The sequence below is a fragment of the Stenotrophomonas sp. YJH_SMC_12-1 genome (genome assembly GCF_059370935.1).
The window spans coordinates 141,646-161,861 of record NZ_JCAFUD010000003.1; the positions used below are offsets into that span (position 1 = coordinate 141,646).

Annotated in this window: 23 protein-coding genes; 12 read left to right on the top strand and 11 right to left on the bottom strand. The window is 67.4% G+C overall.

Features of this window, described 5'->3' with window-relative positions; genetic code table 11:
* Nucleotides 1-10: 10 nt before the first annotated feature.
* From AC5P8Y_RS06835 to msrB, 4 genes are all read right to left on the bottom strand, one after another.
* Nucleotides 11-499 carry a hypothetical protein gene (locus AC5P8Y_RS06835; protein ID WP_005407913.1) on the bottom strand — a complete coding sequence of 163 codons (489 nt, stop codon included), beginning with the start codon at nt 497-499 and terminating at the stop codon, nt 11-13.
* Between the two features lie 128 nt (nt 500-627).
* Entirely contained in the window at nt 628-1,566 is a 939-nt protein-coding gene (motB, locus tag AC5P8Y_RS06840) for a flagellar motor protein MotB (RefSeq protein WP_005412123.1), read from the bottom strand.
* 3 nt (nt 1,567-1,569) lie between these two features.
* Nucleotides 1,570-2,424, bottom strand: coding sequence for a flagellar motor stator protein MotA (motA, locus tag AC5P8Y_RS06845; protein WP_005407915.1), 855 nt, complete (start codon nt 2,422-2,424; stop codon nt 1,570-1,572).
* A gap of 93 nt (nt 2,425-2,517) precedes the next feature.
* Nucleotides 2,518-2,985, bottom strand: a complete 468-nt coding sequence (gene msrB, locus AC5P8Y_RS06850) for a peptide-methionine (R)-S-oxide reductase MsrB (RefSeq protein WP_005412124.1) — start codon at nt 2,983-2,985, stop codon at nt 2,518-2,520.
* 140 nt (nt 2,986-3,125) lie between these two features.
* Between msrB and AC5P8Y_RS06855 the strand changes: the two genes are divergently transcribed.
* Nucleotides 3,126-3,503 carry a hypothetical protein gene (locus AC5P8Y_RS06855; protein WP_033833708.1) on the top strand — a complete coding sequence of 126 codons (378 nt, stop codon included), beginning with the start codon at nt 3,126-3,128 and terminating at the stop codon, nt 3,501-3,503.
* A 144-nt stretch (nt 3,504-3,647) separates the two neighbouring features.
* Nucleotides 3,648-3,824, top strand: coding sequence for a hypothetical protein (locus AC5P8Y_RS06860; RefSeq protein WP_033833709.1), 177 nt, complete (start codon nt 3,648-3,650; stop codon nt 3,822-3,824).
* A 60-nt stretch (nt 3,825-3,884) separates the two neighbouring features.
* Here the strand turns inward: AC5P8Y_RS06860 and AC5P8Y_RS06865 are convergent, their stop codons facing one another.
* Complete coding sequence (locus AC5P8Y_RS06865) at nt 3,885-4,364, bottom strand: Lrp/AsnC ligand binding domain-containing protein (protein ID WP_004140558.1); 480 nt, start codon at nt 4,362-4,364, stop codon at nt 3,885-3,887.
* A gap of 149 nt (nt 4,365-4,513) precedes the next feature.
* Here AC5P8Y_RS06865 and AC5P8Y_RS06870 point away from each other — a divergent pair, with 149 nt between their 5' ends.
* Together AC5P8Y_RS06870 and alr are read left to right on the top strand one after the other, a co-directional pair.
* A complete protein-coding gene (locus tag AC5P8Y_RS06870) occupies nt 4,514-5,818 on the top strand; it encodes a D-amino acid dehydrogenase (RefSeq protein WP_033833710.1) in 1,305 nt (434 codons plus the stop codon).
* Nucleotides 5,797-6,864, top strand: a complete 1,068-nt coding sequence (alr, locus tag AC5P8Y_RS06875) for an alanine racemase (RefSeq protein WP_005412128.1) — start codon at nt 5,797-5,799, stop codon at nt 6,862-6,864. Before AC5P8Y_RS06870 ends, alr begins: the two co-directional genes overlap by 22 nt.
* A gap of 189 nt (nt 6,865-7,053) precedes the next feature.
* On the opposite strand, the gene AC5P8Y_RS06880 is transcribed toward alr, so the two are convergent.
* The gene (locus AC5P8Y_RS06880; protein WP_049402676.1) at nt 7,054-7,617 is read right to left on the bottom strand and encodes a DUF3016 domain-containing protein; all 564 of its coding nucleotides are present in this window, start codon (nt 7,615-7,617) and stop codon (nt 7,054-7,056) included.
* 244 nt (nt 7,618-7,861) lie between these two features.
* Between AC5P8Y_RS06880 and AC5P8Y_RS06885 the strand changes: the two genes are divergently transcribed.
* Both AC5P8Y_RS06885 and AC5P8Y_RS06890 read left to right on the top strand, forming a co-directional pair.
* Nucleotides 7,862-9,847: a hybrid sensor histidine kinase/response regulator gene (locus AC5P8Y_RS06885; protein WP_049402677.1), complete on the top strand. Its 1,986-nt coding sequence runs from the start codon at nt 7,862-7,864 to the stop codon at nt 9,845-9,847.
* A 43-nt stretch (nt 9,848-9,890) separates the two neighbouring features.
* Nucleotides 9,891-10,181, top strand: a complete 291-nt coding sequence (locus AC5P8Y_RS06890) for a DUF3247 family protein (RefSeq protein WP_024957100.1) — start codon at nt 9,891-9,893, stop codon at nt 10,179-10,181.
* A gap of 82 nt (nt 10,182-10,263) precedes the next feature.
* On the opposite strand, the gene AC5P8Y_RS06895 is transcribed toward AC5P8Y_RS06890, so the two are convergent.
* Entirely contained in the window at nt 10,264-10,527 is a 264-nt protein-coding gene (locus AC5P8Y_RS06895) for a hypothetical protein (protein WP_005407925.1), read from the bottom strand.
* A 156-nt stretch (nt 10,528-10,683) separates the two neighbouring features.
* Between AC5P8Y_RS06895 and AC5P8Y_RS06900 the strand changes: the two genes are divergently transcribed.
* The 3 genes from AC5P8Y_RS06900 to AC5P8Y_RS06910 are packed head-to-tail and all read left to right on the top strand — an operon-like array spanning nt 10,684 to nt 13,126.
* Nucleotides 10,684-11,748: a class I SAM-dependent methyltransferase gene (locus AC5P8Y_RS06900; RefSeq protein WP_111109134.1), complete on the top strand. Its 1,065-nt coding sequence runs from the start codon at nt 10,684-10,686 to the stop codon at nt 11,746-11,748.
* Complete coding sequence (locus tag AC5P8Y_RS06905; protein WP_495201871.1) at nt 11,745-12,446, top strand: pseudouridine synthase; 702 nt, start codon at nt 11,745-11,747, stop codon at nt 12,444-12,446. The genes AC5P8Y_RS06900 and AC5P8Y_RS06905 overlap by 4 nt, the downstream gene beginning before the upstream one ends.
* Nucleotides 12,443-13,126 carry an HAD family hydrolase gene (locus tag AC5P8Y_RS06910; protein WP_111188502.1) on the top strand — a complete coding sequence of 228 codons (684 nt, stop codon included), beginning with the start codon at nt 12,443-12,445 and terminating at the stop codon, nt 13,124-13,126. The genes AC5P8Y_RS06905 and AC5P8Y_RS06910 overlap by 4 nt, the downstream gene beginning before the upstream one ends.
* Nucleotides 13,127-13,240: 114 nt before the next feature.
* Here the strand turns inward: AC5P8Y_RS06910 and fabB are convergent, their stop codons facing one another.
* On the bottom strand, nt 13,241-14,449 hold the full coding sequence (gene fabB, locus AC5P8Y_RS06915) for a beta-ketoacyl-ACP synthase I (protein WP_012479031.1): 1,209 nt from the start codon (nt 14,447-14,449) through the stop codon (nt 13,241-13,243).
* On the bottom strand, nt 14,449-14,964 hold the full coding sequence (gene fabA / locus AC5P8Y_RS06920) for a 3-hydroxyacyl-[acyl-carrier-protein] dehydratase FabA (RefSeq protein WP_005412134.1): 516 nt from the start codon (nt 14,962-14,964) through the stop codon (nt 14,449-14,451). Before fabA ends, fabB begins: the two co-directional genes overlap by 1 nt.
* Before the next feature lie 190 nt (nt 14,965-15,154).
* Here fabA and dinB point away from each other — a divergent pair, with 190 nt between their 5' ends.
* Nucleotides 15,155-16,249: a DNA polymerase IV gene (dinB, locus tag AC5P8Y_RS06925; protein ID WP_111188501.1), complete on the top strand. Its 1,095-nt coding sequence runs from the start codon at nt 15,155-15,157 to the stop codon at nt 16,247-16,249.
* 443 nt (nt 16,250-16,692) lie between these two features.
* On the opposite strand, the gene AC5P8Y_RS06930 is transcribed toward dinB, so the two are convergent.
* Together AC5P8Y_RS06930 and AC5P8Y_RS06935 are read right to left on the bottom strand one after the other, a co-directional pair.
* On the bottom strand, nt 16,693-17,604 hold the full coding sequence (locus AC5P8Y_RS06930) for an MBL fold metallo-hydrolase (RefSeq protein WP_111109131.1): 912 nt from the start codon (nt 17,602-17,604) through the stop codon (nt 16,693-16,695).
* Between the two features lie 138 nt (nt 17,605-17,742).
* Nucleotides 17,743-18,381, bottom strand: a complete 639-nt coding sequence (locus AC5P8Y_RS06935; protein WP_049402684.1) for an NAD(P)-dependent oxidoreductase — start codon at nt 18,379-18,381, stop codon at nt 17,743-17,745.
* A gap of 108 nt (nt 18,382-18,489) precedes the next feature.
* Here AC5P8Y_RS06935 and AC5P8Y_RS06940 point away from each other — a divergent pair, with 108 nt between their 5' ends.
* Entirely contained in the window at nt 18,490-19,419 is a 930-nt protein-coding gene (locus AC5P8Y_RS06940; protein WP_111109130.1) for a LysR family transcriptional regulator, read from the top strand.
* Nucleotides 19,416-20,207: a class I SAM-dependent methyltransferase gene (locus AC5P8Y_RS06945; protein WP_049402685.1), complete on the top strand. Its 792-nt coding sequence runs from the start codon at nt 19,416-19,418 to the stop codon at nt 20,205-20,207. Before AC5P8Y_RS06940 ends, AC5P8Y_RS06945 begins: the two co-directional genes overlap by 4 nt.
* Nucleotides 20,208-20,216 lie beyond the last annotated feature (9 nt).

A 20,216-nucleotide genomic window follows, 5' to 3' on the forward strand; every position in this document is an offset into this window, starting at 1 on the left:
CGCGGCCGGTTCAGGCCTGCGGCTTGCTGTCGCTGTCAGCGGCCGGAGCGGCCTCGGCAGCGGCTTCTTCGGCCACGTCGCCCTCGGCGGCTTCGCCTTCCTCGCCTTCAGCAGCGTCGACGCCTTCGAACTCGGCAACCAGCTTGTCCAGGTACTCGTCGGCGGTCTGCTCGGATTCGGCCGCCAGGGTGTCCAGCAGCTTCTGCAGCAGTTCGGAGTACTCCAGGTTGACCTTGCGGCCTTCCTTTTCCTGCACGTTGGCCAGGTGCTTGAGCATGGCCAGCATCGGCACCGGGTTCTCGGCATTGCCCATGGTCTGGCCGCCGATGGCCAGCAGCCACTCACGGCCCTGCAGGCCGATGGCCGCCACCACCTGGCCGTCTTCGTTGGTCAGCACGGCATGGTTCTGCACCTGCTGCTGGGCGTTCAGGCGCAGGAACGGGCGCTTGGCCTGCTGCTTCTTGCGCTTGTCGCGCTTGGCCTTGGAGTTCTGGGACATGGGGTGGGATCACCTGGAAACGGAAAGACCGCCATTGTAGCGGGTGCGCCGGGTGATGCCCCTGGTGCGTGCGGGCCCTGGTCCGCACGCTTTTCCCGGATGTGCGGACCAGGGCCCGCAGCTGCCGTCTACTTTGCCGGCCCCGGCGCGGCCTGCACGTCCGGGTCGGCGGTGGGCGCCGACAGCCCCACCTGCGGGCCGGCACCGGCCAGGGCGGCCTCCTCGGCGGCCTTGGTCATCACCACGATGCTGATGCGGCGGTTGATCGGGTTCTGCGGGTCGGTCTTGTCGAACAGCACCGACGAGGACAGGCCGACCACGCGGGTGATCTTGCTGTCCTCCAGGCCGCCGTCCACCAGTGCGCGCCGTGCGGCGTTGGCACGATCGGCGCTCAGTTCCCAGTTGCCATAGCCGCGTGCGGCCGAATAGGCGGTGATGTCGGTGTGGCCGGTCAGGCTGATCCGGTTCGGCACATGGTTCAGGTACTCGGCCAGTTCGTGCAGGATCTGCTGCGTGTACGGCTTCAGCGTGGCGCTGCCAAGGTCGAACATCGGCCGGTTCTGCTTGTCCACGATCTGGATGCGCAGGCCTTCCGGGGTCAGGTCCAGCAGCAGCTGGTCCTTGAACGGCTCCAGCGCCTGGCTCCTGCTGATCGCCTCCTGCAGTTCCTTCATCAGCGCTTCCAGCTGCTGCTTGTCGCGCTGCTGCTGGTCCACCGGCTGCGGCACGGCCTCCTTCTGGTTCTGGAAGGGATCGTTGCTGTTGCCGCGCGAGATGTCGGTGGCACCGCCCAACTTGATCATCGAGGTGCTGGCGCCGCCCGGGCCGGCCATGCCGGGCGCCGGCGTGGCGTTCTGCCCACTCAGCGGGCTGGGGTTGCGGAAGTACTCGGAAATGGCCGCACGGTCGTTCTTGTTGGTGGTGGCCATCAGCCACAGCACCAGGAAGAACGCCATCATCGCGGTCACGAAGTCGGCGTAGGCCACCTTCCACGAGCCGCCGTGGTGGGCGGCGTGGCCGGCCTTCTTGACCCGGCGGACGATGACGGTGGGCTTGTTCTCGGCCATGGCTTACTTGACCGTCTTCAGGTGCTGCTCGAAATCGGAGAAGGCCGGGCGCACGTTCGACGGCAGCGTCTTGCGGGCAAATTCCAGCGCGATCTTCGGGTTGTAGCCGCGCAGGCAGGCCAGCAGGGCGGTCTTGACCGATTCGTAGATGCGGCTGTCCTGTTCGGCGCGGGCTTCCATCGCCGCCGCCATCGGACCGACGAAGCCGTAGCCCAGCAGGATGCCGAGGAAGGTACCCACCAGCGCACCGGCCACATGGCCGCCCACTTCGACGATGTCGCCGCCGATCGAGCCCATGGTGATGACGATGCCCAGCACCGCCGCCACGATGCCGAAACCGGGCAATCCGTCGGCGACCTTGGTCAGCACCTGCGACGGCGCCATGGCTTCGGCGTGATGCTTTTCCAGCTCCAGTTCCAGCAGCGGTTCCAGCTCGTGCGGCTCGATGTTGCTGCCGATCATCAGGCGCAGGCAGTCGGTGATGAAGTCGATCAGGTGATGGTCGGCCTGCACCTTGGGGTAGTTGCCGAACAGCGCGCTCTCGGCCGGCCGCTCGACATGGTCTTCCAGCGCCATGAAGCCTTCGCGGCGCGCCTTGTTGAGCAGTTCATAGAGCAGGCTGAGCACATCGATGTAGTCCTGCTGCTTGTAGCGCGGGCCCTTGAACACGCCCACCATGGCCTGCAGGGTCTGCTTGACGGTCTTGGCCGGGGTACCGACCAGGAAGGCGCCGAGCGCCGCGCCGCCGATGATGACCAGCTCGTAGGGCTGCCAGAGGGCACCCAGGCGGCCGTGGGCACCGAGATAGCCCCCGATCACGCTGATGATGACGACCAGGAATCCAACGATGATGAGCATGGGGCGACGCAAGGAGAGGGGATATCTCCTTGTCGGCCCGTCGCCCGGTTTTCTGAAGAGGGAATTCTGTGAAATCGGTCAAGGGGGGGTGTTTCAGCCCGCCACACCGCTTTCTGCGCCGCCACGCTGCAACGGGTCGGGCCAGGGCTCGCCATTGCCGGTGAACGAAAGTGAGACGGAGTTCAGGCAGTGGCGCTCGTAGGTGGGCGGCGGACCATCCGGGAATACGTGGCCCAGATGGCTGCCGCAGCGCGCGCAGGTGATCTCGGTGCGCACCATGCCATGGCTGGTATCGCGGATCTCGCGTACGTGCGCTGGGTCGAACGGAGCAAAGAAGCTGGGCCAGCCGGTGCCGGAATCGAACTTGGTGCTGGAGCGGAACAGTGGCAGCGCGCACAGGCGGCAGCAGTAGACACCCTCGCGTTTGTTGTCGAGGAATACCCCGCAGAACGGCGCTTCGGTGCCGTGCTGCAGCAGCACGCGGCGCTCCTCGCTGCTGAGGCCGGCAACCAGCGCCTCGGTCTGGGTGGCAGTGGGGGGCGTCAGATCGAAGGCGGTCATGGCGGCGCTCCGTGGGGTCGATGGCCTGGGGATGCCGGAAAACGTGGGGGTGCTGGCGCCCGCTTGCAAGTGTGATGGCCGTTCATGGGCGGCACACAGGCGTTGGCGCATGGTGAAGACGATCCACGTCGGAGCGTGCCATGAAACCGATCCTTCCCCTGTTGTTGATGGCCCTGCTGCCGCTGGTCGCGCAGGCCCAGGTACCGACGTCGTCGAGCCCGACCGCCACCCGCAGTGCCACCACCGTGGCACCGCAGCCGGTGGTGCCGCCACCACAGGCCGCGCGCCCGCAGCCGCAGGTACTGCCCTCGCCACAGCCGACGCAGCCGATCAAGTCCACCGGTCCGGCCCAGGTCGCGCCGGCGCCGGTCCCGAAGTCTGCCGACAAGGTCTATGACCGCAATGGCCGCATCGTTCCCGGGGTGCGCCCGGCCGGCCCGAACCGCGTGTTCGACTCGCGCACCGGCCGCTATTACGACAGCGTGCCGGCCGGCGATGGCCAGCAGATCAAGCGCTGACCTCCAACGCCAATCCAGGTGGGCAGCGGCTGCAGGCTGTGCGGGCTGAACGCACGAAAACAACGGTCTGCCAATCACTGCTTTTTCGCCTGCGATTAACCGTTCCGGGACCAACGTGACCGTGCGCCGGCATTTCGCCGCCGCATGTCCTTTGTCCACTGGATCGCGATCATGAAAAACCAGCAGAACCGTCATCCCGGCAAGGAACCGCAGGGCCGCAACCCGCAGCAGCAACAGCAACAGCAGATGGACCCGCAGCAGCCGCACAAGGGCGGCAAGCAGCAGGAACAGCGCTCGCAGAAACATCCACAGCAGCGTTGACTGTTGCCATGACCGGGGTCAGAGCCCGCAACGCGGGCTCTGACCCCGATCGCAACCGCTTCAATCCGGAATCGGCAAGCTCAGCGTTTCCTTCACTTCTTCCATCACGATGTAGCTTTTCGACTCGCGCACGTGCGGCAGTGTCAGCAACGTGCTGCCGAGCAGCTTGCGGTAGGAGGCCATTTCGCTGATCCGCGCTTTCAGCAGGTAATCGAAGTCGCCCGACACCAGATGGCACTCCAGCACGTTGGGCAGCTTCAGCGCCGCGCGCCGGAACTCCTCGAAAATGTCGCCGGACTTGTAGGCCAGGCTGATTTCCACGAACACCAGCAGGCTGGCCTTCACTGCGGCCGGGTCGAGGTGGGCGTGGTAGCCGGTGATCACCGCTTCGCGCTCCAACCGGCGCACGCGCTCCGTGCACGGCGTGGTCGACAGGCCGACCCGCTCGCCCAGTTCGGTGAAGGAAATACGGCCCTCGGCCTGCAGGATGCGCAGGATCTTGCGGTCGATCTTGTCCAGTTCGCGGGTACGGGTGGCCATGGTCGTCAACCTTGGGGAATGAATTGCAGGAGAACATCCTGCCGGTTGATTTCAAAACAGGCAAATCAACTGGGAATGGCTGTCTATACTTCCCCAATTATGGTCCCTGTGCGCTCCAGTGCAGGGAATGATCGGGTTGGAGAAGTCCCATGCGAGTCCTAGTTCTCGGCAGCGGCGTGATTGGTACCACCAGTGCCTGGTACCTGCGACAGGCCGGGTTTGAAGTCACGGTCATCGACCGCCAACCCGGCCCGGCGCTGGAAACCAGCTTCGCCAATGCCGGCCAGCTGTCGTTCGGCTACACCTCGCCGTGGGCGGCCCCGGGCGTGCCGAAGAAGGCCATCGGCTGGCTGTTCGAGAAGCACGCGCCGCTGGCGATCAAACCGGGCATGGACCTGGCCCAGTACCGCTGGCTGTGGCAGATGCTGCGCAACTGCACCCACGAGCGTTATGCGATCAACAAGGCGCGCATGGTGCGCATGTCCGAGTACAGCCGCGACTGCCTGAACGAGCTGCGCGCGCAGATCGGCATCGAATTCGAAGGCCGCGACCTGGGCACCACCCAGCTGTTCCGCACCCAGCAGCAGCTGGATGCCTCGGCGCAGGACATCGAGATCCTGGCCCAGTACGGCGTGCCGTACGAGGTGTTGGACCGCGCCGGCATCATCCAGGCCGAACCGGCCCTGGCGCATGTCGATGGCCTGGTCGGTGCGCTGCGCCTGCCGCGTGACCAGACCGGCGACTGCCAGCTGTTCACCCGTCGCCTGGCGCAGATGTGCGTGGAGGCCGGTGTCGAGTTCCGCTTCGACCAGGACATCACCGGCCTGGAGTTCGATGGCGACCGCATCACCGGCGTGCGCATCGACGGCAAGCTGGAAACCGCCGACCGCTTCGTGGTCGCGCTCGGCAGCTATTCGCCGGCGCTGGTCGCACCGCTGGGCATGCGCCTGCCGGTGTACCCGCTGAAGGGCTATTCGCTGACCCTGCCGATCACCGACCCGGCGATGGCGCCGACCTCGACCATCCTCGACGAGAGCTACAAGGTGGCGGTCACCCGCTTCGACGACCGCATCCGCGTCGGTGGCATGGCCGAAGTGGCCGGCTTCGACCTGTCGCTGTCGCAGCGACGCCGCGAGACCCTGGAGCTGGTGGTCAGCGACCTCTATCCGAAGGGCGGCGACCTGTCGCGCGCGCAGTTCTGGACCGGCCTGCGCCCGGCCACGCCGGACGGTACGCCGGTGATCGGCGCCACGCCGTTCCGCAACCTGTACCTCAACACCGGCCACGGCACCCTGGGCTGGACCATGGCCTGCGGCTCGGGCCGCTACCTGGCTGACCTGATGAGCGCGCGCCAGCCGCAGATCAGCACCGAAGGCCTGGATATTTTCCGCTACGGCCAGTACGGTCACGCGCCGCAACAAGAGAACCGCACATGCGTCCTGCCCGCGCGCTGATCGATCTGGGCGCCCTGCGCAGCAATTACCGGCTCGCCCGTGAACTGGGCGGTGGCAAGGCCCTGGCGATCATCAAGGCTGATGCCTATGGGCATGGCGCGGTGCGCTGTGCGCAGGCGCTTGAAGGCGAGGCCGATGGCTTCGGCGTGGCCACCATCGAAGAGGCGCTGGAACTGCGCCAGGCCGGCATCCGTGCGCCGATCCTGCTGCTGGAAGGCATCTTCGAACCCAGCGACATGGCGTTGGTGGCCGAGCATGATTTCTGGTTCGCCGTGGGTTCGCCGTGGCAGCTGGAGGCCGTCGCCGCCTTCGACAGCCCGCGCCCGTTGACGGTGTGGCTGAAGCTGGACAGCGGCATGCATCGCCTCGGCCTGGACGTGGACAGCTTCCGCGCGGCGCACGCGCGCCTGTCAGCGCTGCCGCAGGTCGAGCGCATCGTGCTGATGACCCACCTGGCGCGCGCCGACGAGCTGGACAGCGAACGCACCCACGAACAGGCGGCGACCTTCGCGCGCGCCATCGACGGCCTGCACGGCGAGACCAGCGTCTGCAACTCGCCGGCGCTGCTGGGCTGGCCGGACGTGCGCAGTGACTGGGTGCGCCCGGGCCTGATGCTGTATGGCGCGAACCCGCTGCCGGACGACACCACGCTGACCGAGCGCCTGCGCCCGGTGATGACGATGCAGTCGAAGGTGATTGCCGAACGCTGGATCGAAGCGGGTGAGCCGGTGGGTTATGGCGCGCGCTTCGTGGCCAAGGCGCGCACCCGCGTGGGTGTGGTTGCACTCGGCTATGCCGACGGTTATCCCCAGTTCGCCCCGAATGGCACGCCGGTATTGATCGATGGCCAGCCCGGCGCACTGATCGGGCGCGTGTCGATGGACATGCTGACGGTGGACCTGACGGCGCATCCGCAGGCCGCGGTGGGCAGCGTGGTGGAACTGTGGGGCAGTGCGCCGACGTTGGCGGAACTGGCGCCGCGCTGCGGCGTGAGCGCGTACCAGCTGCCGTGCGCGGTCAAGCGCGTGGCGAAGGTGTACGTGTAGCGCCGAGCCCACGCTCGGCTTCGGTGTGGCGGCCGACCTTGGTCGGCGCCCTGTAATGCGTGTCGACCAAGGTCGACACCTACCGGGGGGGCCTGGCGCGCAGCGGTCGCCATGCGCAGTTCTGGTAGCGGCCGATCTTGGTCGGGGCCGTGAATGCGTGTCGACCAGGGTCGACACCTGCCGAGGGGCCTAGCGCACAGCGGTGGCCTGGCTGGCGAGCTGGCGCTTCACCCAGTCATCAATCAGGCGCTTCTCGTAGCGCAGCGGATCGCTGTTGGTCAGCAACCCACTGCCCTGCAGGTAGCCGGAGTCGCTCAGGCGGGCGTCGCCTTCGCTCACAATACGGCCGTCGGCGTCCTTCAACGTGTACTGCAGGGTGATGCGGGGCGGGTAGATATCACGCATCACGCGGATGTCGCGCGCACGCGGGCCGTGCCACGGCTCGTAGTCACCGGCACGCTTGATGTCCACCAGGGTGACATCGAGGGTCTGCCCAGGCTGCAGCGGCTTGGCAGCGGTGGTCTGCAGGTAGCGGGCCAGCTGCTGTACCCAGTCACCGCGTTCGGCCTCGAAGCGGTTGGTGCTCTGGCGGATCTCGGTGAACGTGGCCGGATCCGCCCATTTCACGCTGACCGGGCCATTGGCCTGCAACGCACGCGGCGCGTCCGTACCGGTTACGTTGCGCGCTGCAGCGTTGGCGCCGCCCGCCACCAGGGAGCCTGCCAGCAGGGCAATCACGAGTGCGCGTTTCATGACGGTCTCCTGCGTCCCCGCGCTGGGGACGATGTTGATCACGGATTGAGTGTGATCCGGTGGCCGGGTCACTGCAATGGCCGGCTGCGTCGTATGCAAGGGGGGTTACCGCCAATTCATCGTCGTCAACCCTGACTGACGGCGCTTGACGCTGTGAATACGCTCTCTGGAACATGCTGTATCTCCAATCCGGCCCGTCCAGACGCCCTTGTCCACACTGCCGCCCCTAGTGGAGCGCCCACCGATGTTGGTGCCGGCGCCCGAACCCGACCTGCATCATGGCGTGCTTGAGCGCATCAACGCCGGTTTCTGCGTGATCCAGGTGCTGTTCGAAGGCGACCGCGCGGTGGACTATCGTTTCATCGAGGTCAACGACGCCTTCGAGCGCCATACCGGCCTGAAGGACGCACGCGGTCAGCGCATGAGTGCGTTGGAACCGAACCACGAGGAAGACTGGTTCCGCATCTACGGTGAAGTGGCCCGCAGTGGTCGCCCCGCCCAGTTCGAGATGGAAGCGCGCGCCCTGGGCCGCTCGTTCGCGGTTGATGCGGTGCGCGTTGGTCGTCCGGGCGAAGACAAGGTCGGCATCCTGTTCTTCGACATCACCGCGCGCAAGCAGATGGAAGTGGAGCTGGGCGAAAGCGAAGCCCGCTTCAGCGCACTGGCCGATGGCCTGCCGATGCCGGTATGGGTGCTCGACGAGCGCGGCCACGCCCGCTTCGTCAACAGCGCCTTCAGCGAGTTTTTCGGTGGCGACGAAACGCGCGTTCCTGAAGATGTCTGGCGCGGCCTGGTGCATCCAGACGATGCGTCCGTATTCGAGTACGAGCTGCAGGAAGCACTGAAGGCGCAGCGTTCGATGCATGCGCTGGTACGTGCGCGGCGCGCCGACGGCCAGTGGCGCTGGCTGGAGATGAACGCGCGCCCGCGCTTCTCGCGCATGGGCCGCTTCATCGGCCTGGCTGGCAGCAGCCCGGACGTGACCGAGCGCCGCGAGATCGAACTGGCACGCGAGGAACTGCTGCAGTCCGAACGCGCCGCGCGCAGCGCCGCCGAGAACATGGCGCGGCTGAAGGACGAGTTCCTGGCCACGCTGTCGCACGAGCTGCGCACGCCGCTGACCACCATCCTCGGTTGGAGCGAGCTGCTGCTGCAGCGCGTGGACAACACCAGCCCGCTGTACAAGGGCCTGAACGTGATCGCCAACAGCGCCGGTGCGCAGAAGCGGCTGATCTCGGACATGCTCGACCTCAGCAGCATGCTGCTGGGCAAGGTACAGCTGGAGGTGGAAGTGCTGGACCTGCGCACGCTGCTTGGCGAAGCCATCGGCGCGCAGGAACTGGTGGCCGAAGGCAAGGCGCTGGACGTGCACCTGCAGCTGCCCGAGCAGCCCAGCCTGGTATTGGGCGATGCCACGCGCCTGCAGCAGGTGTTCTGGAACCTGCTCTCGAATGCGATCAAGTTCACCCCGGCCGAGGGCCGCATCGACGTTCAGCTGCAGGCCGACGGCATCCACTGGGTGATTACGGTGCGCGACACCGGCGATGGCATCGCACCGGAGTTCCTCAACCACCTGTTCAGCCGCTTCCGCCAGGCCGATGGCACCACCACGCGCCGCCATGGCGGCCTCGGCCTGGGCCTGGCGATCGTGCAGCAGCTGGTCGAACTGCACGGCGGCACCGTCGCCGCCGCCAGCGAAGGCCATGGCCACGGCGCCACGTTTACCGTGCGCCTGCCCCAGCACCTGCCGGATGCCGAGCGCCGGCCGCTGCGCGAAGTCATCAGCGGGCCGATCCTGGAGCCGGTGATCGTCGAACCGTATCCGCTGCGGGGCATGCATGTGCTGGCGGTGGAAGACCAGCCGGAGGTGCTGGAGTATCTGCGGCGCATGCTGGAAGAGCAGGGCGCCAGCGTGTCGGCGGCCAGCTCGGCCGGCGAGGCACTGGCACTGCTGGCCGACAACGGCCATCTGCAGTACCACGTGATGCTGACCGACATCGGCATGCCGGGCATGGATGGCTATGGGCTGGTGCGCACGCTGCGCGAGGACATGGGCGTGGACGCGGCAACCTTGCCTGCGGTGGCGGTGACTGCACTGGCGCGTGCCGATGACCGCCGCCGCGCGCTGGCGTCGGGCTTCCAGGAGCATGTCGCCAAGCCGTACTCGGTGGCGCAGCTGGTGGCTGCCGTACGCAAGGTGCAGGTGCCGCGCGCGGACGCGCTGCACTGAACATTCACGGCCGATCGGCGACCCTGCAATCAGGAGGTCGCCGATGTCCCGTATAGCTCCACGTATCCACACCGATCCGGCGCAGATCGCGCGCCTGGAAGCCCTGCTGCCGCAGCTGGATGGCGAAACGCAGGTGGAACTGATTCTGCACGATGGCCGCCGCCTGCTCGGCACGGTGGCCGTGAGGCCAACCGTGCAGCAATACCGCAACGTCGCTGGTGATGAAGGCAGCAACGGCCAGCTGCGCCTGGATGACTACGACACGCCGGTGCAGCAGCACCATGTGTGGTTGGACGAGATCGCCAGCATCCGCAGGTTGCCGCCGAGGGTTTGACGGCAACCTGCCGGGTCCATCCCCGCTTGGCGTGGATCTACCAGAGGTTGCAGTAGAGCCACGCCATGCGTGGCTGCTGCGCTCAGTGCTCGAAAAGGGTCGGCGTCGCCTCGAACCGGCGTGCATACGCCCGCTCCTCCGCAACCCTCGCCACCTCGTCATCGGCCAGGTCCGGCGCGCCATACACCGCATAGGCCACGCTGCCGTCGGCACCATGACCGACCTGGTGCAGCCGGTAGCGCGAGTGGCCGCCGCCGGTGTCCTCGGGGTAATGCACGGGCGGATGGCTGCCTTCCAGGTCCATTTCACTGTTGTCGACCACGCCACCGACGAACAAGGCTCGCATGCAGGTTCTCCTGGGTTTCCGGGGGAGCCTCTACCCTGAACGTTACGATGTTGCTGGCAGATCAAGGCCCCGTTCGGGTTTCGCAAAGCGGCTGCCGGGGCCGGCCCGGTCAAGCCGGTACAATGGACGGCCCTCACGCTTGAAGTACCCGCGCCGATGGCCTCCAGCGACGACGCCCCCCTGCAGACCCTGTTCCTGCCGTACTCCCAAGGCGCCCTGCGCTGGCCGGAAGGCTCCGTGGCTTTCCTGCGGGCCCGCGACGGCTGGCCGCTGCGCGAAGTGGCCGGCAACCGCGAGGTGCATTGCGAGCAGAGCTTCGCCCCGTTCGCGCAGCCGCTGCAGCAGGCCGCCGGCTGGACCGTCAGCGGCCAGCTGGATGATGTGGCCGGCAAGGGCCGCTACCCGCTGGTGCTGGTGCTGCCGCCGCGCCAGCGTGAAGAAGCCCGCGCGCTGTTCGCTCGCGCGCTGGCGCTGGTCGCCGACGGCGGCCGCATCGTTGCCTGCCAGTCCAACAACGAAGGCGCACGCTCGGGCGAGGGTGACCTCAAGCAGCTGACCGGCCTCGGCGGCAGCCTGACCAAGAATCACTGCCGCGTGTACTGGACCGCGCCGATGCAGGGCCAGCACGACGCCGACCTGGCCAAGCGCTGGTCGGCGCTGGATGCAGTGCGCCCGATTGTCGGGGGCCGTTTCCTCAGCCGCCCGGGCGTGTTCGCCTGGGATCGCATCGACCCGGCGTCGGCGCTGTTGGCCGAACACCTGCCGGCCGACCTGGCCGGGCGTGCCGCCGACCTCGGCGCGGGCTACGGCTACCTGTCGCGCGAGCTGCTGGAACGCTGCCCGAAGATCACCGCGCTGGACCTGTACGAAGCCGAGCAGCGCGCGCTGGCACTGGCCGAACTCAATCTGGCGCCGCCGCCGCGCCCGCTGCCGCTGCGCTTCCTGTGGCAGGACGTCACCGCCGGCATCGAACCGGGCTACGACGTCATCATCAGCAACCCGCCGTTCCACACGCCGTCGCGCGCCGATCGCCCGGACATCGGCCAGCGCTTCATCGCCGTGGCCGCGCAGGCGCTGCGCCCGGGCGGACGCCTGTACGTGGTGGCCAACCGCCACCTGCCGTACGAGTACACGCTCAACGAGAGCTTTGGCGCGGTGCGCGTGATCGCCGAGCGTGATGGCTTCAAGCTGGTGGAAGCGGTGAAGGGGAAGGGCAAGTGAAGCTGGTCAAGCTCATCGCCAACCTGGGCTATGGCAGCCGCAAGCAGGTGCAGTGGATGTTCCGCGAAGGCCGCGTCACCGACGCCGATGGCGAGGTGCTGTATGCCGACGACCAGGTGCCGCACGAGGCGATCCGTGTCGACGGCGAGCCGCTGGACCCGCCGGTGGGCCTGTCGATCGCGCTGCACAAGCCGGCCGGCTACACCTGCTCGACCAAGGACACCGGCCGCCTGATCTACGATCTGCTGCCGCCGCGCTTCCGCGATCGCGATCCGGTGCTGTCCACGGTGGGCCGCCTCGACCGCGAGACCAGTGGCCTGCTGCTGCTGACCGACGATGGCGGCCTGCTGCACCGGATCATCTCGCCGAAGTCGAAGCTGCCGAAAGTCTATGAGGTCGGGTTGAGCGACGACCTGCGCGGCGACGAGGTCGCGTTGTTCGCCAGCGGTACGCTGATGCTGGAGTCCGAGAAGACGCCCCTGCTGCCGGCCGAACTGGAAGTGCTGGATGCGCGCCACGCGCGCCTGGTGCTGCACGAAGGCCGCTACCATCAGGTACGCCGCATGTTCGCCGCCACCGGCAACCACGTGCAGGCCCTGCACCGCAGCCGCGTCGGCGGGCTGGACCTGCAGGGGCTGGACGAAGGGCAATGGCGGCAGCTCACCTCCACCGACCTGGATACGCTGTTCGCTCCATGACCACCATCGCTGCGCTGCCGTTCCTCCCCGACGCCGTCATCTTCGACATGGACGGCCTGATGATCGACAGCGAGCGGGTCTCGCTGGCCTGTTGGAGCGAGGCCGCCGACGAATTCGGACTGGGCCTGGACGAGGCCGTGTTCCTGCGCATGGTCGGCCTCGGTGACCGCGACACGCACGCGCTGCTGCGTGTGCAGGGGATCGAGGACAGCGTGATCGAGGCGGTGGCTGCACGCTGCCATGAGCTGTACGAAGCACGCACCCAGACCGGCCTGCCGCTGCGGCCGGGCATCCTGGAGCTGCTGCAACTGCTGAAGGCGCATGCGGTACCGCGTGCGGTGGCAACCACCACGCGGCAGCCACGTGCCAACCGCAAGCTGGCCGCTGCCGGCCTGCTGCCGTACTTCGATGCGGTGATCACCAGTGGCGACGTGGCGCGGCCGAAGCCGGCGCCGGATATCTACCTGCTGGCCGCGCAGCGGCTGGGCCAGGCGCCGGAACGCTGCCTGGCGCTGGAAGACTCACCGGCCGGTACGCGCGCAGCATTGGCGGCCGGCATGACCGTGATCCAGGTGCCGGACCTGGTGCATCCTGATGAAGAGCTGCGTGCCCTGGGACACCGCATCGTTGGATCGCTGGTGGACGCGCACGCGCTGCTGCTGCCGCTGCTGCCGAAGTAAGGTGGGCGCCGACCGTTGGTCGGCACTCTTTACTGCGTTGGTGGGTGCCAACCTTGGTCGGCACTCTTTACTGCCCTGGTGGGTGCCGACCGTTGGTCGGCACACCTGTCCACATCACACCCGCCCGAACACCAGCGCGGCGTTGGTGCCACCGAAGCCGAAGCTGTTGGACATCACCGTATCCAGCTTCTGCTCGCGGCTTTCGCGCAGGATCGGGAAGCTCTCCACCTTCGGGTCCAGCTCGCCGATGTTGGCCGAACCGGCAACGAAGCCATCGCGCATCATCAGCAGGCAATAGATCGCCTCGTGCACGCTCGCCGCACCGAGCGAATGGCCGGACAGCGCCTTGGTCGAGGACAGCGGCGGCACCGCATCGCCGAACACTTCGCGGATCGCATTGAGCTCGGTGACGTCGCCCAGCGGCGTGGAGGTGCCGTGGGTGTTGAGGTAGTCCAGCGGGCGATCGACGCCCTGCAGCGCCATCTTCATGCAGCGCACCGCGCCTTCGCCGGACGGAGCGACCATGTCGGCGCCGTCGGAGGTCACGCCATAGCCGATCAGTTCGGCGTGGATGTGCGCGCCGCGCGCAACGGCGTGGTCGTAGTCCTCCAGCACCAGCATGCCGCCACCACCGGCGATGACGAAGCCGTCGCGGTCCTTGTCGTACGGACGCGAGGCGCTGGCCGGGGTTTCGTTGAAGCTGGTCGACAGCGCACCCATCGCATCGAACATCACGCTCATCGACCAGTGCAGGTCTTCACCGCCACCGGCGAACATGATGTCCTGCGCGCCATGGCGGATCATGTCCGCGGCCGCGCCGATGCAGTGCGCCGAGGTCGCGCAGGCGGCCGACAGCGAATAGCTGACGCCCTTGATCTGGTAGGCCGTGGCCAGGCAGGCCGAGACCGTCGAGCACATCGTGCGCGGCACCATGTACGGGCCGACCTTGCGCACACCACGTTCGCGCAGCAGGTCGACCGCGCCGATCTGCCATTCGCTGGAGCCGCCACCGGAACCGGCGATCAGGCCGGTGCGCAGGCTGCTGACCTGCTCGGCGCTGAGCCCGGCATCGGCGATGGCATCGCGCATGGCCAGATAGGCGAAGGCCGCCGCATCGCTCATGAAGCGCTTCTGCTTGCGGTCGATCAGCGCCTCCAGATCGAGGTCGACACGACCACCGACCTGGCTGCGCAGGCCCGCTTCGGCGTGGTCGGCCAGGGCGGTGATGCCCGAGCGCCCTTCGCGCAGCGCGGCCGAAACGGTATCCAGATCATTGCCGAGGCAGGACGTGATGCCCATGCCGGTGATGACGACGCGACGCATCAGAAGCTCCCGGTTTCGGTGAACAGGCCGACGCGCAGGTCGCGCGCGCTGTAGATTTCGCGGTCATCCACATACATGCGGGCGTCCGACTGGGCCATCACCAGCTTGCGGTTGATGACGCGGCTGATGTCGATCTCGTAACGCACGAGCCTGGCTTCCGGCAGCACCTGGCCGGTGAACTTCACTTCGCCACAGCCCAGCGCGCGGCCCTTGCCGGGGGCGCCCAGCCAGGTCAGGAAGAAGCCGGTCAGCTGCCACATGGCGTCCAGGCCCAGGCAGCCGGGCATCACCGGGTCGCCAATGAAATGGCAGCCGAAGAACCACAGGTCCGGGCGGATATCCAGTTCGGCGCGTACCATGCCTTTGCCATGCGGTCCGCCGTCCTCGCGGATGTCGGTGATGCGGTCGAACATCAGCATCGGGTCGTTGGGCAGACGGCCGGCAGCGGTGCCGAACAGTTCACCGCGTGCGCTGGCCAGCAGCTGTTCGCGGTTGAACGCGTGGAGACGGGTCATGAAGCACAATCCTGGAAGCGAAGAACAGGGAAACAAGCGCCCGAGAATGCCCGTGGAAACTGCGCCGATCAAACATTTCAACCGTACGCAACCGTAGTGTTTTCAAGGGAATACGCGCATCCTGTTGATGTGCAACGACCATACTTCGGCGTGTGGCCCGCCCGGCCCGGCCCCGCCTTTCCCAGCTGACATGACCCGACTGCGCAAGATCATCCACGTTGACATGGACGCGTTCTACGCGTCGGTGGAGCAGCGCGACGATCCGTCACTGCGTGGCAAGCCAGTGGTCGTGGCATGGCGTGGCGCCCGCTCGGTGGTGTGTGCGGCGTCCTACGAGGCGCGCGTGTTCGGCGTGCGTTCGGCGATGCCCGCCGTGCGTGCCGAGCGCCTGTGCCCGGACGCGATCTTCGTGCCGCCGGACTTCGCGCGTTACAAGGCGGTGTCACAGCAGGTACGCGCGATCTTCCTGCGCCATACCGACCTGGTCGAGCCGCTGTCGCTGGACGAGGCCTATCTGGACGTGACCGAGCCGAAGAGTGGCATCGAACTGGCCACCGACATCGCCCGCACCATCCGCGCGCAGATCCGCGAGGAAACGAACCTGACTGCTTCAGCCGGGATCGCGCCGAACAAGTTCCTGGCCAAGATCGCCTCGGACTGGCGCAAGCCCGACGGCCAGTTCGTGATTCCGCCGCAGCGCGTGGATGCGTTCCTGGCGCCGCTGCCGGTGAACCGCGTGCCCGGCGTCGGCAAGGTCATGGAAGGCAAGCTGGCCGCGCGCGGCATCGTCACCTGCGGCGACCTGCGGCAGTGGGCCTTGATCGATCTGGAAGAGGCATTCGGCAGTTTCGGCCGCAGCCTGTACAACCGCGCACGTGGCATCGACGAGCGGCCGGTGGAACCGGACCAGCAGGTGCAGTCGATCTCCTCGGAGGACACCTTCGCCGAAGACCTGCTGCTGGAAGACCTGACCGAGGCGATCGTGCAGCTGGCAGGGAAGACCTGGAACGCCACGCGCAAGACCGAGCGCATCGGCCACACCGTGGTGCTGAAACTGAAGACCGCGCAGTTCCGCATCCTCACCCGCAGCTTCACCCCGGAGCGCCCGCCGGAATCGATGGAAGAGCTGCGTGACATCGCCCTGTCGCTGCGCGCCCGCGTCGACCTGCCGGCGGAGACCCGTTACCGCCTGGTCGGCGTCGGCCTTGGTGGCTTCCGCGAAAAGGAGGCGGTGGTGCAGGGGGAACTGTTCGAGCACGACATGATCAATCCCACAGATACCTAATCATCAAACAGTGGGGTCAGAGCCCGTTGCGCAGCAACGGGATCCGACCCCGTGCGCAGACATGCCACCCAGGCAGATCGCAGAGAACTGTCGAAGGCGGGGTGGGTCCGGTTGCGGGGGCGTGAGCCGCATGGGCCCGAGGCATGCCTCGGGCGGGTTGGGCAGGACGCTCAACCCCGGTCTTGCCGTGTGCGCAGGACAGCGCACACGAGCAAGCCGCGATCGAGCTTACATGGGTGAGGGCGCTTTGCTTGCGAAGCACTGCTTCGCAAGCGCCCGAACGCACAGCCGCCAGCGGCTGGGCCGGGCCCCGGAGGGGGACTTGCAGCGTCCCCCGCAACCGGACCCACCTCGCCATCCCACGGATAGCCAGCTGTTGCTGTTGCTGTTGCTGTTGCCTCTGCAGGTGCAGGGCGCAGCCCTGCAAAAGAAAACTCCCTACCTCACGGCCACTGCATCTCGCCCTTGGCCACCTTCGCACTCAGTTCCAGCGACGCCACGCCCGCCAGCTTCGGATAGCGCGCCTGCATTGCCTTCACCAGCGCCGCACTGTCCCTGGCCTTTGCCGTCTCGGCATCGAACGCGCGGATGTAGTCCGCCGTGAACACCAGCGCACTGACATCCAGTGCGGCACCCGGCGCGTAATGCCCCGGCACCACCACCTTCGGCTTCAACGCCTGCAACCGCTGCAGGGTCTGCAGCCAGTCGGCGTGTGACTTCGGCGTCTGCGTGTCGGCCATCCACACGTGTTCACCGGCCACTACCGGAATGCCGCCGACGATCGCGCGCAGCGACGGCACCCACAACACCGTGCGGTCCGGGGTCGGGCCATCCAGGCCGATCAGCGGCAGGCGCTGGCCTTCCAGCTGCAGGGCATCGCCATCCAGCACCTGCGGCACCACGATGCGCGACGGCACGTCGGCACCCATCTTCGGCCCCCAGTAGGCCAGCTTGCCGGCCTGGGTCTGCTGGATGTGGGCAACGGTCTGCGCAGTGGCGACGATGCGCGCCTGCGGGAACGCGTCCTGCAGGGTAGCCAGGCCGAAGTAGTAGTCCGGATCACCGTGGCTGATGTAGATCGTTGTCAGCTGCTTGCCGCTGGCGCGGATCAGCTCGACCAGCTTGCGCGCATCGCTGGCGCCGAACTGCGCGTTGACCAGGATCGCATCGCGGCGGCCTTCGATCAGCACCGAGGACACCGAGAACATCGCCTGCGGACCGGGATGGAAGGTCTGCAGGTGCAGCTGGGATTTTGTCGCTGCCGCGGGCGCCGCGGTGGCCGGTGCGGCCAGCAGCGGCGCACTGGTGAAGCTGGCGGCCAGGGCGAGGGGAAGCAGCAGGGCAGCGGTGCGCATGGGAAATTCCTTGTGTCGAATGGGGAGCCGAACGTGGGCTATGCCGGGCGTCCTTGCCCGGGCCCCTGCGGGCCGTCGCAAGTGACGTTGGCAACGGCTCCTGCCGTTGCCTTCGGCTCTACAGGGCACGCGCGTCGATCAGTACGCCGCGGTGATGATCTGCTTCGGGTACTGGTGCGCTTCCAGCTCGGCGACGAACGCGGCGCCGTAGTCGGCATAGCTGATGCGGCTGTGGCCGCTGGCGTCGGCCAGGAAGGCCTTGGGCTGCACGCGGTACTGGCCGCGCTCTTCACCCGGGCCGATTTCGGCCGCTGGCGAGAAGAAGGTCCAGTCCAGGTCGTCCACCGCCTGCAGTCGATTGAAGGCTTCACGATGGGCCAGCGCGTACGGCTTGTAGGCCTCCGGGAAGGTGGGGGTATCGACCAGCTGCACGCCGGGCGCGACTTCCAGGCTGCCGGCGCCACCGACCACCACCAGGCGCGGTACACCGGCCTTGCGCACGGCGGCGGCCAGCTGTGCAGCCACGTCGCCGACGCGGCCGATGTCATCGCCCGGGCGCGGGCCGTAGGCGCTGGCCAGCACGTCGTGGCCGGCGATGGCGGCGACCAGCGCGTCCTGGTCATCCAGCGGGGCGACCACCGGATGGGCGCCGTCCAGTTCGGCCGGAAGATCCTGCGCGTTGCGCACGATGACAGTGAGTTCGTGGCCGTGGGCCAGCGCGTGGCGGGCGATCTGGCGGCCGATGTTGCCGGTGGAACCAACGAGGGCGATCTTCATGGCAGGACTCCGTGGGGCGGTGTGGGGTGGGAATGGGGCCACTCTAGGCCGCTGCAGTCGATCGAAAAACAGCGTATAACGCGCTTGTTTGTTGCATGGATCGAGCATATGGACCGACTGACCGCCATGACCGTATTCGTCGAGGTGGCCGAGCGCGGCAGCCTCACCGCCGCCGCCGAGGTGCTGGACATGTCGCGGGCGATGGTTACCCGCTACCTGGCCGAGGTCGAGGCTTGGCTGGGCGCGCGCCTGCTGCACCGGACCACGCGCCGGGTCAGCCTGACCGGCCCCGGCGAGGCGGCGCTGGCGCGCTTCCGGCAGATACTGGCCATCGGCGAGGAACTGCAGGGCGAGCTGGCCAGCGACGATCCCGAACCGCATGGCACGCTGCGGGTGACCGCCAGCGTGTCGTTCGGGCAAAGCCACCTGGCGCGTGCGGTGGCCGGTTTCGTCGCACGCCATCCGGCGGCGCGCATTGAACTGCTGCTGGTCGACCGCATGGTGAACCTGGTGGAAGAGCGGGTGGACCTTGCCGTGCGCATCGCCCGCCAGATCGATCCCAGCCTGATCGCACGACGGCTGGCCACCTGCCGCTCGGTGCTGTGCGCGACGCCGTCGTACCTGCAGGCGCGCGGTACGCCTACCGCCCCGGAACACCTGGCCGGGCACAACTGCCTGACCCATCACTACGTGGGCAAGAGCCTGTGGCAGCTGCACCGCGATGGGCGTTCGCTGTCGGTGGCGGTGGGCGGCAACATCAGCGCCAATGAAGCGTCGCTGTTGCTGGAGGCGGTACGTGCAGGCGCCGGCATCGCGATGCTGCCGACCTACCAGGTGGCGCCACTGCTGCGCAGTGGCGAGCTGATCGAGTTGTTGCCCGAGTTCAGTCTGGACGAACTCGGCATTCATGCCGTGTACGCATCACGGCGCCAGCAGCCCGCTATCATGCGGCGATTCCTGGACTTCCTGGCCGAGTGTTTCGCCAGCCCGGCCTTCCAGGATCTGGATTGGCGCCCACCGGGCAAGGAGAACACATGAACCACGGACAGGCCTTGATCGACCACAACCGTGCTGCCTGGGACCGCCAGGCCAGCGAAGTGCGCGAATGGTCGCGCCCGGTGGAAAGTTCAACCATTGCCGCCGCGCGCGAAGGACGTTGGCAGGTGCACCTGACGCCCCGTGCCCTGCCGCTGGACTGGCTGGGTGATGTGCGCGGCCGCCGGGTCCTGTGCCTGGCCTCGGGCGGTGGCCAGCAGGCACCGGTGCTGGCGGCGGCCGGGGCCGACGTCACTGTGTTCGATCTGTCCGATGGGCAGCTGGAACAGGACCGCAGCGTGGCGGCGCGCGACGGCCTGCGGCTGCGCACGGTGCAGGGCGACATGCGCGACCTGCACGTATTCGCCAACGACAGCTTCGATGTGGTGTTCCACCCGATCTCCAACCTGTATGTGCCCGATGTGCGCCCGGTGTGGACCGAATGCCGCCGCGTGCTGGCGCGCGATGGCATGCTGATGGCCAGCTTCTACAACCCGGTGCTGTTCGTCGGCGCGCGCGATCCGCAGCTTGATGCACAGGGCCTGATCCGGCCGCAGTACGCCATTCCCTATTCGGATCTGGAAGACCTGCCACCGGCCGAGCGCGAGGCGAAGCTGGCGCGGGGTGATGCGCTGACCTTCGGCCACAGCCTGACAGAACTGATCGGTGGACAGCTGGATGCCGGCTTCGTGATCGATCGCTTCATGGAAGACTGGCAGCCGCAGCCGCGCTTCCTGATCGACCGCTATCTGCCCACCTTCCTGGCTACCCGCGCGCGCCGGATCGGCTGAGGCGGATCG

What these genes read in the sequence shown, in the direction of transcription:
- AC5P8Y_RS06870 (WP_033833710.1), top strand. Translation starts at nt 4,514, where the DNA reads ATGCGAGTCCTAGTTCTCGGCAGCGGCGTGATTGGTACCACCAGTGCC.
- AC5P8Y_RS06930 (WP_111109131.1), bottom strand. Translation starts at nt 17,604, where the DNA reads ATGCGCACCGCTGCCCTGCTGCTTCCCCTCGCCCTGGCCGCCAGCTTC.
- AC5P8Y_RS06890 (WP_024957100.1), top strand. Translation starts at nt 9,891, where the DNA reads ATGTCCCGTATAGCTCCACGTATCCACACCGATCCGGCGCAGATCGCG.
- AC5P8Y_RS06900 (WP_111109134.1), top strand. Translation starts at nt 10,684, where the DNA reads ATGGCCTCCAGCGACGACGCCCCCCTGCAGACCCTGTTCCTGCCGTAC.
- AC5P8Y_RS06935 (WP_049402684.1), bottom strand. Translation starts at nt 18,381, where the DNA reads ATGAAGATCGCCCTCGTTGGTTCCACCGGCAACATCGGCCGCCAGATC.
- msrB (WP_005412124.1), bottom strand. Translation starts at nt 2,985, where the DNA reads ATGACCGCCTTCGATCTGACGCCCCCCACTGCCACCCAGACCGAGGCG.
- AC5P8Y_RS06885 (WP_049402677.1), top strand. Translation starts at nt 7,862, where the DNA reads ATGTTGGTGCCGGCGCCCGAACCCGACCTGCATCATGGCGTGCTTGAG.
- AC5P8Y_RS06855 (WP_033833708.1), top strand. Translation starts at nt 3,126, where the DNA reads ATGAAACCGATCCTTCCCCTGTTGTTGATGGCCCTGCTGCCGCTGGTC.
- AC5P8Y_RS06940 (WP_111109130.1), top strand. Translation starts at nt 18,490, where the DNA reads ATGGACCGACTGACCGCCATGACCGTATTCGTCGAGGTGGCCGAGCGC.
- fabB (WP_012479031.1), bottom strand. Translation starts at nt 14,449, where the DNA reads ATGCGTCGCGTCGTCATCACCGGCATGGGCATCACGTCCTGCCTCGGC.
- fabA (WP_005412134.1), bottom strand. Translation starts at nt 14,964, where the DNA reads ATGACCCGTCTCCACGCGTTCAACCGCGAACAGCTGCTGGCCAGCGCA.
- AC5P8Y_RS06895 (WP_005407925.1), bottom strand. Translation starts at nt 10,527, where the DNA reads ATGCGAGCCTTGTTCGTCGGTGGCGTGGTCGACAACAGTGAAATGGAC.
- AC5P8Y_RS06835 (WP_005407913.1), bottom strand. Translation starts at nt 499, where the DNA reads ATGTCCCAGAACTCCAAGGCCAAGCGCGACAAGCGCAAGAAGCAGCAG.
- AC5P8Y_RS06910 (WP_111188502.1), top strand. Translation starts at nt 12,443, where the DNA reads ATGACCACCATCGCTGCGCTGCCGTTCCTCCCCGACGCCGTCATCTTC.
- motA (WP_005407915.1), bottom strand. Translation starts at nt 2,424, where the DNA reads ATGCTCATCATCGTTGGATTCCTGGTCGTCATCATCAGCGTGATCGGG.
- alr (WP_005412128.1), top strand. Translation starts at nt 5,797, where the DNA reads ATGCGTCCTGCCCGCGCGCTGATCGATCTGGGCGCCCTGCGCAGCAAT.
- AC5P8Y_RS06945 (WP_049402685.1), top strand. Translation starts at nt 19,416, where the DNA reads ATGAACCACGGACAGGCCTTGATCGACCACAACCGTGCTGCCTGGGAC.
- AC5P8Y_RS06880 (WP_049402676.1), bottom strand. Translation starts at nt 7,617, where the DNA reads ATGAAACGCGCACTCGTGATTGCCCTGCTGGCAGGCTCCCTGGTGGCG.
- AC5P8Y_RS06865 (WP_004140558.1), bottom strand. Translation starts at nt 4,364, where the DNA reads ATGGCCACCCGTACCCGCGAACTGGACAAGATCGACCGCAAGATCCTG.
- dinB (WP_111188501.1), top strand. Translation starts at nt 15,155, where the DNA reads ATGACCCGACTGCGCAAGATCATCCACGTTGACATGGACGCGTTCTAC.
- motB (WP_005412123.1), bottom strand. Translation starts at nt 1,566, where the DNA reads ATGGCCGAGAACAAGCCCACCGTCATCGTCCGCCGGGTCAAGAAGGCC.
- AC5P8Y_RS06860 (WP_033833709.1), top strand. Translation starts at nt 3,648, where the DNA reads ATGTCCTTTGTCCACTGGATCGCGATCATGAAAAACCAGCAGAACCGT.